The sequence below is a fragment of the Pseudomonas sp. BMS12 genome, from assembly GCF_001592875.1.
In the GTDB taxonomy this organism is placed as follows: Bacteria; Pseudomonadota; Gammaproteobacteria; order Pseudomonadales; family Pseudomonadaceae; genus Aquipseudomonas.
Window position 1 is genome coordinate 1 of record NZ_LSOF01000015.1, and the last position, 13752, is coordinate 13752.

Genomic DNA, 13752 nt, shown 5'->3' on the forward strand with positions numbered 1-13752 from the left:
CCGGACGCGCTGATGAAGCATGAGTGGCTGGTGATCGCCGACCTCGGCAGTCGCCAGGGCCAGCGCGAGGAGCGCATCTATCTCGCTGCCGATCTCGATCCCGCATTGTTCGACTCGGTGCTGGCCGAACAGGTGAGCGTGCGCGAAGAACTGGAGTGGGACGAGCGCGAGGGTGTGCTGCGCGCCGAGCGTCAGCGCCGGGTCGGCGAGCTGGTGCTCAGTCGTGAGGCCCTGAGCGGCCTGGAAGAGGAAACCCGTGGCCGTGCATTGCTTGGCCTGGTGCGGCGCAAGGGCCTGGAACTGCTGCCCTGGACGCCGGAGCTGCGCCAGTGGCAGGCGCGGGTGGCACTGCTGCGCCATCTCGACCTGCAGCACAAGGGCGACAGCGAATGGCCGGATCTGAGTGATGCGGCGCTGTTGGCGTCACTGGAGGACTGGCTGCAGCCCTATCTGGGCAAGGTCAGCCGGCTCAGTCACTTCGCCAACCTCGACCTGCCGAGCATCCTGCAGGGCCTGCTGCCCTGGCCGTTGCCGCAGCGCCTGGACGAGCTGGCACCCAAGCACCTGCAGGTGCCGTCCGGCTCGCGCATCACCGTCGATTACTCGGAAACGCCGCCGGTGCTGGCGGTACGTCTGCAGGAGCTGTTCGGCCTGGCCGCCACGCCGCGTATCGCCGGCGGCCGGCAGGGCGTGCTGCTGCATCTGCTGTCACCGGCGCGCCGGCCGGTGCAGGTGACCCAGGATCTGGCCAGCTTCTGGGCCAACACCTACGCCGAGGTGAAGAAGGATCTCAAGGGCAGGTACCCCAAGCACTACTGGCCGGACGACCCGCTGGTGGCCGAGCCTACCGCGCGGGCCAAGCCGAGAAAGTAGCCCGGCCTGGCGATTGCGGGTGAGGTGCCCGCAATCTGCTGTTCGGAGGGATCAGGTTGTGGCTGCGACTGCCGCTTCCTGCTCGATCATCAGCCAGGCGCCCTGGCCGTCCAGTTCCAGGCGGTGGCTGTGGAAGCCGGTCAGGGTGGCGCGGTGGCCGACGCTGACCAGCATGCTGTCGCGCATCTCGCTGCGCAGCAGCGAATACAGGGCATGCTCCAGGCCTTCATCCATGGCCGAGGTCGACTCGTCGAGGAAGACGATGCGTGGCCGGTTGAACAGCACCCGGGCGAAGGCCAGGCGCTGCTGCTCGCCCACCGAGAGGATGCGTGACCAGTCGCTGCTGATATCCAGGCGGTCGGTCAGGTGGGCCAGGTTGACCTGGCGCAGGGCCTGCTGCAGGCGCTCGTCGTCGCCTGGCACGCTGGTGCCGGGGTAGGCGATGGCGGTGCGCAGGTCGCCCAGTGGCAGGTACGGGCGCTGCGAGAGAAACAGCGCTTCGCTGCCTGCCGGGCCGCGCACTTCGCCTTCGGCATAGGGCCACAGGCCGGCCAGGGCGCGCAGCAGGGTGGTCTTGCCGCTGCCCGAGGGGCCCTTGATCAGCAAGGCCTGGCCCGGTTGCAGGCTGAGGTTGAGGTCGCTGAGCAGGGCGTGGCCGTCGGGGCGTTGTACCTGCATGCCGAGGATGTCCAGGGCTTTGGCCTGGCTGACCCGCGCCACGCGTGGCAGGTCACGCGACTGCTGGTTGGCGTCGAGGAAGCCGGTGAGACGGTCGAGGGTCGCTCGGTACTGGGCGAAGGTGTCGTAGGAGGAGCGGAAGAACGACAGCGAATCCTGCACCTGGCCGAACGCCTGGGAGGTCTGCATCACATCGCCCAGCTTGATCGCGCCGCTGAAGAAGCGTGGCGCCTGGAGGATGAAGGGGAAGACCACGGCGATCTGGCTGATGGCCAGGTTGAAGCCGTCGAACTTCAGGCTGCGGTAGACCAGGGCCCAGACATTGCCGATCAGGGTGGAGAAACGCCCCAGCAGGGTGCCGCGCTCGATCGCCGCACCCTGGTAGAAGGCCACGTTCTCCGCATATTCGCGCAGGCGCATCAGGGCGTAGCGGAAGTTGGCGGTGAGCTTCTCGTTGAGGAAGTTCAGGCGGATCAGCGGCCGGCCGAGGCGGAAGGCGATCCAGGTGGCGATGATCACGTAGATGTACACGGCGAACACCATCGCCCGCGGAATCTCCACGCCGGCCACGGTCAGCGGCGCTGACAGGCCCCAGAGGATGCCGGTGAAGGCGACCAGCGAGACCAGTGCGCTGACCGCACCGAGGGCCAGGCTCACCGAGCCGCTGACGAAGGCGTTCACGTCCAGTTCGATGCGCTGGTCCGGGTTGTCCACCGGGGTGTCGAGGAACTGCCCGCGGTAGTAAGCGTCGCCGTCCGTCCAGTCGGCGGTCAGGCGCTCGGTGAGCCAGACCCGCCAGCGGATGCTGAAGGCCTGGGTCACGTAGTAGTTGAACAGGGCGCGCAGCACATGGATGGTCGCCAGCACGGCGAACACGCCGAGGAGGAACCAGAAGGCCTTCTGATCCAGGCCCTGCAGGGCGCTGTAGAAGCCGTTGTACCAGAACGAGAACAGCACGTTCATGCGTACCGAGAACAGCGCCAGCACCAGCAGCAGGGCGAATACCAGCAGCGGTTTCCAGCTGTTGCCGGGGCTGAGGTAGGGACCGGCGATCTGCCAGAACTGCCTGCCCCAACGCGTGCAGCGGATGGCCAGGGCGGCTGCGGCGGCAAAGGAGATGAAGGTGATGAGGGTGGCGACAGCGAGCCAGCCCAGGCTTTCTTGTAGTGCCTGGCTCCAATCCATTTCCATAGGTTCTTCCGGCGGATGCGTGGGGATGGGTGTTTCAGGGCTTGGTGGCAGACCCCGCGATACGGGCGATCTGGCACTGAGCGGTGTGCGCGATAGTAGCACCGAGCTTGGTGTCTGCTCATGGGCTTCAGGTTCCCTGTTCCAGGCACTTTTTCTACTGCCCGCAATCCTTGCTTGACAGCTTTTTCACATTGCCATGACGGAGGCTTCACACCTGGGGCCATAGCCTGACGGTCGATTATTCAGCCATCAGTCGAGCACCATTGTGAGCAAGCCCCAGCAGGCCCAGCCTGACCTTCAACCCCAGCGTTGGACTATCCCCCTCAGCCGCAGCGTCCTGACCATGCTGGTCGCCCTGTGGCTGATGCTGATCATGAATCTGCCGTTCTGGCGGGCCGTGATCGATGGGTTGGGTCATCTGAACCAGTCCAGCCTGTTCTTCCTCGTCAGCCTGCCGGCGTTCGTCTTCATCTGGCTGTATCTGTTGCTCAGCCTGCTGGCCTGGGGACCCCTGACCAAGTTCGTGCTGGGGCTGGTTCTGCTGGTGTCCGCCGGCGCCAGTTACTTTATCGCCAGCTATGGCATCGTCATCGACTACTCGATGCTGACCAACGTGGTGCAGACCGACAGCGCCGAAGTGCTGGACCTGCTGACCTGGCGCCTGGCGCTGTGGATGTTCGGGCTTGGCGTGCTGCCCGTGCTGCTGTTGTCGCGGGTGCAGTTGCTGCAGCGCGGCTGGCGCCGCGAGACGCTGGCCAAACTCGGCAGCATGGCGGTCCTGCTGCTGTGCATGGTCGGCATCGTCATGAGCCTGTACAAGCCCTACGCCTCCTTGCTGCGTAACCACCGCGAAGTGCGGTTGCTGCTGGTGCCTTCCAATGTGGTGGCGGCGGTGCACGGTTATCTCAAGCGCGAGCTGGCGGGACCGAAGCAGCTTGAGGTGGTGGGAGCGGATGCCCATCGTATCCGGCGGGTATCGAGTTCGACCCGTCCGCGGGTGACCCTGCTGGTGGTGGGCGAGACCGCACGGGCGGCCAATTTCTCGTTGAACGGCTATGCCCGCAGCACCAACCCCGAACTGGCAAAACGGAATGTCATCAACTTCACCCAGGCCACCTCCTGCGGTACGGCTACTGCGGTCTCGGTGCCCTGCATGTTCCAGGACGTCGGCCACGGTGGTTACAAGGACGACATGGCCAAAGGCCGCGAGAACCTGCTGGATGTCCTGCAGCGCGCCGGTGTACAGGTGCTCTGGCGCGACAACAACTCGGGCTGCAAGGATGTCTGTGATCGGGTGGCTTACGACGATGTCTCGCATCTGCAGATCGAAGGCGGCTGCAGCGGCAATGAGTGCTATGACGAGGTGCTGCTCAGCGGCTTGCAGGACTATCTGGACCGGCTCGATCGCGATGCCGTGATCGTTCTGCACATGAAGGGCAGCCATGGCCCGGCCTACTACAAGCGCTACCCGAAGGCCTTCGAGGTGTTCACTCCGATCTGCGCGGATAGCCAGCTGGACCGTTGCAGCCGCGCCAGCATCCTCAACGCCTACGACAACAGCCTGGTGTACACCGATCATGTGCTGGCGGCGGCCATCGATCTGCTGCAACGCAACGCCGGGCACCTGGACAGCGCCATGCTGTATCTGTCCGATCACGGCGAGTCGCTCGGCGAGAGCGGCGTCTATCTGCACGGCATGCCCTATGCCCTGGCGCCCAGCGAGCAGGTCCATATCCCCATGCTCATGTGGCTTTCCGGCGGCCTGCAGCGTAGCGCCGGGCTCGACGCCCAGTGCATGCGCCAGCGCACGGACGAGCTGGTCTCGCAGGACAACCTGTATCACTCGGTGCTGGGGCTGATGGACGTGCAGACGCGGGTGTATCAGCCCGAAAAAGACCTCTTCCGCAACTGTCGGGCCGGCGACACCAAGGCCCTGACGGCCCTGCGCACGCCATGAGCTTTCTCGACCCCACAGGCATGACTAACTGGAAAGGGCAGGGCAAGGTCTGATGTCGTTATCTCGAATCCATTCACCCGCTGATGCGGCCCAGCCCGGCAGGGCCGGCGGCTACTGGCGCGCGTTACTTGGCATCCTCTGCAGCCTTGCGCTGGGAGCACTGGCTCTCGCTGCATGGCGCCACTTCGCTCCGCCTCAGGCGGCGGACGGCTGGCACTACAGGGTGTATCTGGACGGTGTGGAAAAGGTCAGCGCGCTGGCCATCGATGGTCAGGGTGAGCTGCTGCTCAGCCAGGAATTGCAGAACGGCCAGGGGCGCATTCTGCAGCGTGCGGCAGACGGCCAGCTGCATGAGGTCGAGCTGGGTCTGTCCAAGCCCGATGGCATGGTGGCCTTCCGTGGTGGCGTGGTGTTCAGTCAGGAACAGGATACCGAGCCGGTGCGCTGGTATGGTCCCGATGGCACTCGCACCCTGTTCAGCGGGCGCAATATCGAAGGGCTGGCCAACGACGGGCGCTTTCTCTACGCCATCGAGGACCGCCACGGCGACGGGCACCTGCTGCGCTATGACCCGGAAACCGACAGTACCCTGGTCCTGCGCAGCGATCTCGATGAGGCCGAGGCGATCACGGCCTGCCCGGACGGCCGTCTGTTCTATAGCGAGAAAGCCAGTGGCCAGGTGCGCCAGCTCGCCGCCGAGGGGCGCGACCCGCTGGTGCTGGAAGGGCTGAACCAGCCCGGCTATCTGTTGTGCACCGACGATGGGCTGTGGATCACCGAGGACGCCACCCACATGGCTCGCCTGCTGCTGCTGACTGCTGATGGCCGGCAACATACGGTGCTGTCCCACCTGCGTTCTGCGCAGACCATCCTGCAGACCGCGCCTGGGCAGTATCTGCTGGCCGAGCAGGGGCGCAATCGTGTGCTGAGCCTGCAGCGCCGTGACTGACGAGCTGCTGCTCGCCTGTCAGTCCAGGCTGAGGTCCTCCCCGGCAGCCCGCAACTCTTCGTAGGCGCGGTCCAGGTCATCCAGCAGGCGCTGGCTGCCAGGCGCGTGACGCGAGGCGACCAGGCGCAGCTGTATCTGTTGCAACAGGGTGTAAGGCAAGGGCGACAGGCCCAGAGACTTGCGGGTCTGCTCCACGGGGGCCTGGTAGTCGAGGAGATAGTCGCCGCGCTTGCGCAGGAGCATTTCCAGCGCGGCTGCGTGGGTACTGGTGCGGTGGATGGTCAGCCCCAGGGCCGGATCGGTAAGCATGTCATTGACCGGTTTCCAGTAGCTGTAGCCGCTGATCACGATCACCTCTTTACCGCGCAGGCCTTCGGGAAACTGTGGCGCCGGGGTGTCGCGGCGGCGATACAGCATCAGGTTGAAGTCGCCCAGGCTGTTGCGGGCCTCGTAGGTATCGTTCACCAGCTCGGTCTTGCCGCCGGCGCCCGGCCACAACTGCACGCTGCCGTTCTGCAACCCGGCATACAGGCGCGCACCGGGGAGCGAGCGATATTCGCCGCGGTAGCCGGCGTGGCGCAGCAGGCGTTCGGTCAGTGCCAGGATCGAGCCCTGGGGCTGGCCGTTGTCATCGGTCCAGGAATAGGGCGGGAATTCGTAGTAAGCAACGCTGATGGGCGGAGCATCGGGCGCGGGTTGCGCCCAGGCAGCGGCACAGCAGAGGCATGCCAGCAGGGCCGGGAGAAGGGTTCTGCGCATCGTCTATTTCGCGGCTCGGAGGCCGTCTTGTTGTTCGATTGCGCTTGAGCATGGCGGCGCCCACGGGCTTTGTCCAGCCGCTCGGGCGACCGGTCAGTCGTATGCTGGCGGCCGATGCTGCCGCGGGTTTCGGCTGCTGTTCGCCGAGCCGTCTGTCGTACTGGGGAGCAGGCTGCGCCAGCTACTATGCTGGGTAGGATGCCCGCGTGTGGCACGGGTAGTCGCGAGCAGACGGGGGGACTCCATGTATCGCAAGGTCTTCGCCAGCAAGGTGTTCGAACGCAAGGTGGTGGTGGTCACCGGCGGCTGCGCCGGCATCGGCCGGGCATTGGTGATGCGTTTCGCCCAGGCGGGCGCGCGGCTGGCCATTCTCGACCTGCAGGAGGCGGCGCTGGAGAGCCTGGTGCAGCACCTGGGCGATCACCTGGGCTGCGAGGCCATCGGCCTGGTCTGTGATGTGGCCGACGCCGAGTCGGTGCAACAGGCCATGGCCCTGGTGACGGAGCGCTTCGGTGGCATCGACCTGCTGCTCAACAATGCCGGCATCACCCATCGCAGCACCTTTGCCGAAACCGAGCTGGCGGTGTTCCAGCGCATCATGGCGGTCAACTACTTCGGTGCCGTGCACTGCACCAAGGCGGCGCTGCCGGGGCTGATCGCCCGGCGCGGCCAGGTCATCGTGCTCAGTTCGCTGTCCGGCTTCGCGCCGTTGCTCTATCGCAGCGCCTACAACGCCAGCAAGCATGCCCTGCATGGTCTGTTCGAAACGCTGCGCGCCGAGCTCAAGGGCTCCGGGGTCAATGTCATGCTGGTGTGCCCCGGTTTCACCGCCACCGACCTGCGCAAGAATGCCCTGGTCGGCGACGGCTCGGTGACCCAGCAACCGCCGCTGGCCATCGGCAAGATCGCCTCGGCGCAGGATGTGGCCGAGGCGATCTACCAGGGCGCACTGCGCCGGCGGCGCCTGCTGGTGCTGTCCAACATCAACTGGCGTGCCCGGTTGCTGGCGCGCTTCTTCCCGCGGCTGTTCGAGCGCGTGCTGCTGCCGCGCCTGTCCGGGCTCAAGCCCGGCTCTACGGGGCGCTGAAGCATGTTGCGCTGGGTTCTCTTGCTGCTGTGCAGCGCCAGCGCCTGGGCGCAGCAGCCAGGACAGCCGCTGCGCGTGGTCACCGATTACTGGCCTCCCTTTCGCATGGCCGGGGCGGATGGCCAGTTGCAGGGGCTGGACATCGATATGCTCAACGAGCTGCAGAAACGCACCGGTTTGCGCTTCGAGGTGCGCCTGCAACCCTGGGCCAGGGCGCTGGAGGACATGCGCAACGGCCAGGCCGACCTGATGACCGGGTTGGCCCGTACCGCCGAGCGCGAGCAGTACATCGACTACCTGGAGCCCTACTACTACGCCTGCACACCCAGGTTCTACGGGTCGGCGCAACGTGCTGCGGCCATCGACTCCTACGAGAAACTCTTGGGGCTGCGCATTGGCTATGTCCTGCAGTCGGCCTACTTCGAACCGTTCGACTCGGATACCCGCCTGCTCAAGGTCGGGGTGAAGAACGAAGACCAGCTGCTGCAGATGCAGCTGCGTGGGCGTGTCGAACTCATGATCGGCACCGACTGCCAGGTGGACTTCCAGTTGCGCGACCTCGAACTGGGACCGCGTCTGGTCAAACTGAACTATCGGCCGCCCGGTCGCACCCTGTTGTACCTGGGGCTGTCACGGACCAGCGGTCGTGACGATGAGCGCGAGCTGTTGGCGCAGGCCTTGCGCCAGTTGCTGCATGACCGCTGGATGCAGCAGGCGGCCAAGGCCTACCGCTGAAATCCCACTCAATGGCTGTGCGGCTCGACGTACAGCTCGTAGACCAGCGCCATGTCCCAGTAGGCCGCTTCGATCTTGTGCCCGTCGAGATCGCGCACGAAACAGCCGTAATAGGGCTCGCCGTAGTGCGGGCGCGGGCCGGGCGGGCCGTCCGGAGTGGCGCCGGCGGCCACGGCGGCGGCGAAGAAGGCGTGGACTTCCTCCTTGCTACCGGCGACGAAGCCGAAGTGGGTGCCATTGCCGACATTGGCCGGGTTGCCGTCGATCGGGCTCTGCACCCAGAACTCCGGGTACTCGCGGCCCCAGGCCACGGCGCCCGGGTGTTCGAGAATGCGCTTGCAGCCGAGGGTCGGCAGCACCTGATCGTAGAAGGCCACGGCCTGGTCGAACTGGTTGGTGCCGATGGAGACGTGGGAGAGGATGCTGGGATTCTGCTCGGACATGAGGATTCTTCCCTGAAAGAGTGAAAGCTCCCAAGCCTAGCAGCTGCCGTGCGATTTTCCTGGCCGGTGAGTCAGCTGCTGTGGCTGTCCTCGGTTGGCCGCTGGTTGCACAGCATGAAGCAGCGGAACAGCACCACGGTCGAGAACAGCTGGAGGAAGCCGTTGACGATATCCAGGATCAGGCTGCCGATGGCGTCCGGCTGTTCGCCCAGCAGCTGCAGTGTCCAGTCGTCCAGCAGCCACAACGGTACTATCACCAGCAGCACGCAGGCCAGCAGCGACCAGAAGTGGCCGATGCTGAGCAGGAAGCTCTCGCGCATCGCCTGCAGCGGCGCCAGGCCGCGCAGCACCAGCAGGTATTCGGCGAAGGCCAGCTTGACCATCAGGTACAGGGCCAGCGGCAGGAACAGCGCACCGCCGAGCATGATCAGCAGCGTGCTCAGCCCCGCCAGCACGGCGAACGCCGGCCACAGTTGCACGGTGCTGGCCAGCAGGTCGCGGATGGCGGGGCGCTGGCCCTGGCTGCGGGCGTCGAGGAAGAGGATCAGCGCGGCGCTGTACAGCGGGTAGAAGAACAGCCCCACCAGCAGTTCGTAGGCGGGGGAGTGGGCACTGTCGGTGAGGCTGGCGACTATGGCGCGGGCCAGGCATTCGGCGGCGACCAGCGGCAGGCAGAGCGTGGCAATGAACTGCAGGTTGCGGCTGAAGAAGTGGGCGGCGTCGCGCAGGATGCTAAGCGGATTCATTGGCAGATTTCACCGGAAGACTACTGCCATTCACTTTAGCCGATGGCCGGGCGGGAGGGACATGGCTACGACCATTGCCGCATAATGCCGCTCCAATTCCCATCAGGCGCCGCCGTGAAGAAGATCGCCCTGTTCGCCGATGTGCAGAACCTCTACTACACCGTGCGCCAGGCCCATGGTTGCCACTTCCACTATGCCGAGCTGTGGCGCCAGGTGGCGGCACTGGGTGAGATCGTCGAGGCGCGCGCCTATGCCATCGATCGCGGTGATGCCAAGCAGCGCCAGTTCCAGCAGATCCTGCGCAACCTGGGTTTCCAGGTGATGCTCAAACCCTATATCCAGCGCAGCGACGGCTCGGCCAAGGGCGACTGGGACGTGGGTATCACCCTGGACGTGATGGAGGCCGCCGAGCGGGTCGACGAAGTGGTGCTGGCCTCCGGCGATGGCGATTTCGATCTGCTGCTCGAGCGCATTCGCGCCCGTCATGGGGTCAGCAGCTGCGTGTATGGCGTCGCCGGGCTCACCGCCAATTCCCTGATTCGTGCCGCCGACCGCTTCGTGCCGGTCGACGGGGCCTTGCTGTTGAAGAGCTGAGAGAACGATGTCCGAACCTATCGCCGTGATCGACTTCGAGACCACCGGCATGTCACCGAGCCAGGGCGCGCGGCCGACCGAGATCGGCGTGGCGCTGATCGCCAACGGCGAGATCGTCGGCCGTTTCCAGAGCCTGATGAATGCCGGTGCCTGGGTGCCGCCGTTCATCGAGCAGCTCACCGGCATCAGCAACGCCATGGTGCGCCGTGCGCCGCCGGTGGCCGAGGTGATGGCCGCGGCGGCCGAGTTCATCGGTGATGCACCGCTGTTGGCGCATAACGCGGCGTTCGACAGCAAGTTCTGGGACGCCGAGCTGGCCCAGCTTGGCCGGCGCCGGGCTCGCGATTTCGCCTGTTCGCTGCTGCTCTCGCGGCGCCTGCTGCCGGAGGCGCCCAGCCACAAGCTGGGCAACCTCAACAGCTGGGTGGGCCTGCCCAGCACCGGCCAGGCTCACCGCGCACTGGCCGATGCCGAGATGGCGGCCAACCTGACCCTGCACCTGCAGGATCTGCTGCGCCAGCGGCATGCCATCGACGCCGACCACACCTACCTGTGCGGCCTGCAGAAGCTCTCGGCCGCCAAGGTACGTGCGTTGCTGCGCGCTTAGCCAGCCAGCTCCAGTTTGCCGTAGTCGATGCGGTTCTCCTTCGGCGAGCCCTCGATGGCCATCACTGCGTGGCGTTTGTAGCGCAGGATGTAGGCGAAGCAGCCAAAGTACAGGGCGATCACCAGGGCGCCGACCCACTCGATCTGCAGGAACTCCAGCTTGAACAGCAGGGTCAGGGCGCTGAGCGCCACCAGGTTGCCCAGCACATAGGCCGTACGCCCGTAACGGGCGACGCTGAGACCGAGGTTGTCGGTGTACAGGCGGATCAGCGAGTCCAGCGAATTGACCACCATGCTCACGCCGACCACCACCATCGCCAGGTTGAGCAGGCCGCCGATGTGCAGCGCGTGCTGGTGGTAGAAGTACAGCACGCTGAACCACACGCCGATGGCCAGCGAGGGGAACACCAGCATGGCGCCGAGCAGCTGCCAGGTGCGCAGGCCGCCGGCGAAGCGCGCGGTGAACTGGCCGATCATGATGCTCCAGGAGAACCACCAGTACAGGTAGAAGGCGTGGTAGTCGTTGAGCGGCAGCACGAAGCTGTCCAGGTGATTGAAGTAGTCGCCGATCAGCCCGGCGGTGGCGAAGAAATCACCGACGCTGCCCTGCTCGCCGAGGAAGGCGGCGCCCCACATGTAGGCGATCAAACCGATGAACAGCCAGCTGGTGCCGAGGCTGAGCAGGCGCACGTAGCGCAACTGGGTGCTGGAATACACGGCGATGGCGATCGCCAGCAGTACGATCAGGTAGAAACCCGGCAGCAGCTGCTCGCCATCACCGAGCTGCGGCAGGTACCAGGGCAGGTTCTTCAGCAGCAGGAAGGCGGTGAAGGCGCAGGTGCCGATGATCACCAGGTTGTTCAGCCACTTCACCAGCGGCAGTTCGAAGAAGCGCACGCGCGGCTCGATCACGCAGAAGTAGAAGCAGGTGAGGAAGTAAAAGCCCCAGATGAGGAAGCCCCAGAAACCGAACTCGATGGCCAGCGGGTTGGCGAAGGCATATTCGGGGCTGGCCGGGTCGCTGTAGCCGGCGAACTCGGTGAGGGGGAACATGATCAGGCCGACATCCAGGCCTGAGGTGAAGAGAATCGCGATGAAGGTGAAGGTTCTCACCGGGGTCACGCCGATGCAGCGCAGGTTGCCCCATTTCAGAAGTACCGCGGCAATCGCGGTGAAGGTGAACAGCATTCCGATCGATAACCAGAGAGTCATGCCGCCCTCCTGGTCGCTGCAACGGGTTCTTTGATCAATAGCATGGGGTGCTCCTCCTGTAGTTGGCGTTATGCGGCGCACCTCCTCGCGGAGGCGCACCGGGGGATCAGTTGACGCGGCGCTGCGGGGCGTGCGGACGTTGCTGCTGGCCGCTGTGCTCGGCGAGGGCGACTGGAGCGCCGCTGGGCGCCAGCGGCTCGCGGCCGAGGATCAGGTCGGCGGCGCGCTCGGCGAGCATGATGGTCGGCGCGTTGAGGTTGCCGTTGGGGATGCTCGGGAACAGCGAGGAGTCCACCACGCGCAGCCCCTGCAGGCCGCGCACGCGGGTCTCGGAGTCGACCACCGCCAGTTCGTCCTCGCCCATGCGGCAGGTGCCGCAGGGGTGGTAGGCGCTCTCCACCGCTTGGCGCACGAAACGGTCGATCTCTTCGTCGCTCTGCACGCCGGCGCCGGGCTGGATCTCGTCGCCGCGATAGGCGTCCATCGCCGGCTGCTCGATGATCTCGCGGGTCAGGCGTACGCAGGCGCGGAAGCCGGCCCGGTCGTCCTCGTGCTGCAGATAGTTGAAGCGGATCTGCGGCGCCTCGCTCGGGTCGGCGCTGCGCACGTGCACGAAGCCGCGACTCTTCGGCTTGTTGTGGCCCACGTGCAACTGGAAGCCGTGGCCGTCGAAGGCCTCCTTGCCGTCGTAGCGCATGGCCGCCGGCAGGAAGTGGTACTGCAGGTCCGGCCAGGGGCTGGCTGCGGTGGAGCGGATAAAGGCGCAGGACTCGAAGTGGTTGGTCGCGCCCAGGCCGTCCTTCTTCAACAGCCAGCGCGTGCCGATGAGGAACTTGCTCCACAGGCCGAGCTTGCCGTTGAGGGTGATCGGCTGCTTGCAGCGGTACTGGAAGTAGAACTCCAGGTGATCCTGCAGGTTCTCGCCGACGCCCGGCAGCTCGTGCTGCACGGCGATACCGGCGGCCTTGAGCACATCCGCCCGGCCGATGCCGGACAGCTGCAGCAGGTGCGGCGAGCCGATGGGGCCGGCGCTGAGAATCACCTCGCGGCTGGCGCGCACTTCCTGCACCTTGCCACCCTGCTGGAAGCGCACACCGACGGCGCGCTGGCTGTCGAGCAGCACGCGCTCGACCAGGGCGTGGGTGATCACCTTGAGGTTGCTGCGGCTCATCGCCGGGCGCAGGTAGGCGTTGGCGGTAGACCAGCGGCGGCCATCCTTGATGGTCATGTGCATGGCGCCGAAGCCTTCCTGCTGGGCACCGTTGTAGTCGCTGGTGGCCGGGTAGCCGGCCTGCACGCCGGCATCGATGAAGGCGCGGTACAGCGGGTTCTGCATGTTGTTGCCGTTGTTCACCGCCAGCGGGCCGTCTGCGCCGCGATACTCGTCGCCGCCGAACGCCCAGCTCTCGGCCTTGCGGAAGTAGGGCAGGCAGTGGGCGTAGTCCCAGCCGTTGGCGCCGAGCTGCTGCCATTCGTCGAAGTCGCCGGCGTGGCCGCGCACGTAGACCATGCCGTTGATGGACGAGGAGCCACCCAGCACCTTGCCGCGCGGGCAGTGCATCTGGCGGTTGTCCAGGTAGGGTTCGGGCTCGGTGGTGAACTGCCACGCGTACTTGCGGGTGTTCATCGGGATGGAGAGCGCGGTGGGCATCTGGATGAAGATGCTCTTGTCGCTGCCGCCGGTTTCCAGCAACAGCACGCGGTGGGTGCCGTCCGCGCTGAGGCGGTTGGCCAGGACGCAACCGGCGGAGCCGGCACCAACAACAATGTAATCGTATTCGGAATAAGTCATGCGTGACTGCCGGCCCCAAAGGCTTCGGATTGTTTGATCGTCGGCCAGGCGTCGTTGAGATGGGCTTCGGGCTGCTCATTTACGCGGAGTAAACGCCGCACCCTCAGCCCATCTCGCCTAGCCTGGCTCT

At 65.7% G+C, this 13752-nt stretch carries 13 protein-coding genes; 7 read left to right on the top strand and 6 right to left on the bottom strand.

The annotated features are described in order from the left end of the window. Positions 1 to 873: ATP-dependent helicase C-terminal domain-containing protein (locus AYB31_RS14850; protein WP_330220004.1), on the top strand; the 873-nt coding region annotated here is incomplete at its 5' end. Between the two features lie 51 nt (positions 874 to 924). Here AYB31_RS14850 and AYB31_RS14855 read toward each other — a convergent pair. Beyond that, entirely contained in the window at positions 925 to 2742 is a 1818-nt protein-coding gene (locus tag AYB31_RS14855; RefSeq protein ID WP_068829481.1) for an ABC transporter ATP-binding protein/permease, read from the bottom strand. Positions 2743 to 3007: 265 nt separating this feature from the next. On the opposite strand from AYB31_RS14855, the gene AYB31_RS14860 reads away from it, so the two are divergent. Continuing rightward, positions 3008 to 4699 (top strand): phosphoethanolamine transferase, encoded by a 1692-nt coding sequence (locus AYB31_RS14860; RefSeq protein ID WP_236715565.1) that lies wholly within the window; start codon positions 3008 to 3010, stop codon positions 4697 to 4699. A gap of 223 nt (positions 4700 to 4922) precedes the next feature. Further along, entirely contained in the window at positions 4923 to 5648 is a 726-nt protein-coding gene (locus AYB31_RS14865) for a hypothetical protein (RefSeq protein WP_153020723.1), read from the top strand. Positions 5649 to 5666: 18 nt separating this feature from the next. Here the strand turns inward: AYB31_RS14865 and AYB31_RS14870 are convergent, their stop codons facing one another. Continuing rightward, entirely contained in the window at positions 5667 to 6407 is a 741-nt protein-coding gene (locus AYB31_RS14870; RefSeq protein ID WP_082805314.1) for a substrate-binding periplasmic protein, read from the bottom strand. 244 nt (positions 6408 to 6651) lie between these two features. Between AYB31_RS14870 and AYB31_RS14875 the strand changes: the two genes are divergently transcribed. Both AYB31_RS14875 and AYB31_RS14880 read left to right on the top strand, forming a co-directional pair. Beyond that, the gene (locus AYB31_RS14875; RefSeq protein ID WP_068829483.1) at positions 6652 to 7494 is read left to right on the top strand and encodes an SDR family oxidoreductase; all 843 of its coding nucleotides are present in this window, start codon (positions 6652 to 6654) and stop codon (positions 7492 to 7494) included. Positions 7495 to 7497: 3 nt separating this feature from the next. Continuing rightward, entirely contained in the window at positions 7498 to 8229 is a 732-nt protein-coding gene (locus AYB31_RS14880) for a substrate-binding periplasmic protein (RefSeq protein ID WP_068829484.1), read from the top strand. An 8-nt stretch (positions 8230 to 8237) separates the two neighbouring features. On the opposite strand, the gene AYB31_RS14885 is transcribed toward AYB31_RS14880, so the two are convergent. Both AYB31_RS14885 and AYB31_RS14890 read right to left on the bottom strand, forming a co-directional pair. Continuing rightward, complete coding sequence (locus tag AYB31_RS14885) at positions 8238 to 8672, bottom strand: VOC family protein (RefSeq protein WP_068829485.1); 435 nt, start codon at positions 8670 to 8672, stop codon at positions 8238 to 8240. A gap of 71 nt (positions 8673 to 8743) precedes the next feature. After that, complete coding sequence (locus tag AYB31_RS14890; RefSeq protein ID WP_068829486.1) at positions 8744 to 9418, bottom strand: hypothetical protein; 675 nt, start codon at positions 9416 to 9418, stop codon at positions 8744 to 8746. Between the two features lie 114 nt (positions 9419 to 9532). Between AYB31_RS14890 and AYB31_RS14895 the strand changes: the two genes are divergently transcribed. Together AYB31_RS14895 and AYB31_RS14900 are read left to right on the top strand one after the other, a co-directional pair. Continuing rightward, the gene (locus AYB31_RS14895) at positions 9533 to 10012 is read left to right on the top strand and encodes an NYN domain-containing protein (RefSeq protein WP_068829487.1); all 480 of its coding nucleotides are present in this window, start codon (positions 9533 to 9535) and stop codon (positions 10010 to 10012) included. A gap of 7 nt (positions 10013 to 10019) precedes the next feature. Next, the gene (locus AYB31_RS14900; RefSeq protein WP_068829488.1) at positions 10020 to 10619 is read left to right on the top strand and encodes a 3'-5' exonuclease; all 600 of its coding nucleotides are present in this window, start codon (positions 10020 to 10022) and stop codon (positions 10617 to 10619) included. On the opposite strand, the gene AYB31_RS14905 is transcribed toward AYB31_RS14900, so the two are convergent. Continuing rightward, positions 10616 to 11830, bottom strand: a complete 1215-nt coding sequence (locus tag AYB31_RS14905; RefSeq protein ID WP_068829489.1) for a choline transporter — start codon at positions 11828 to 11830, stop codon at positions 10616 to 10618. The genes AYB31_RS14900 and AYB31_RS14905 overlap by 4 nt on opposite strands. Before the next feature lie 106 nt (positions 11831 to 11936). Further along, a complete protein-coding gene (betA, locus tag AYB31_RS14910; RefSeq protein ID WP_068829490.1) occupies positions 11937 to 13622 on the bottom strand; it encodes a choline dehydrogenase in 1686 nt (561 codons plus the stop codon). Positions 13623 to 13752 lie beyond the last annotated feature (130 nt).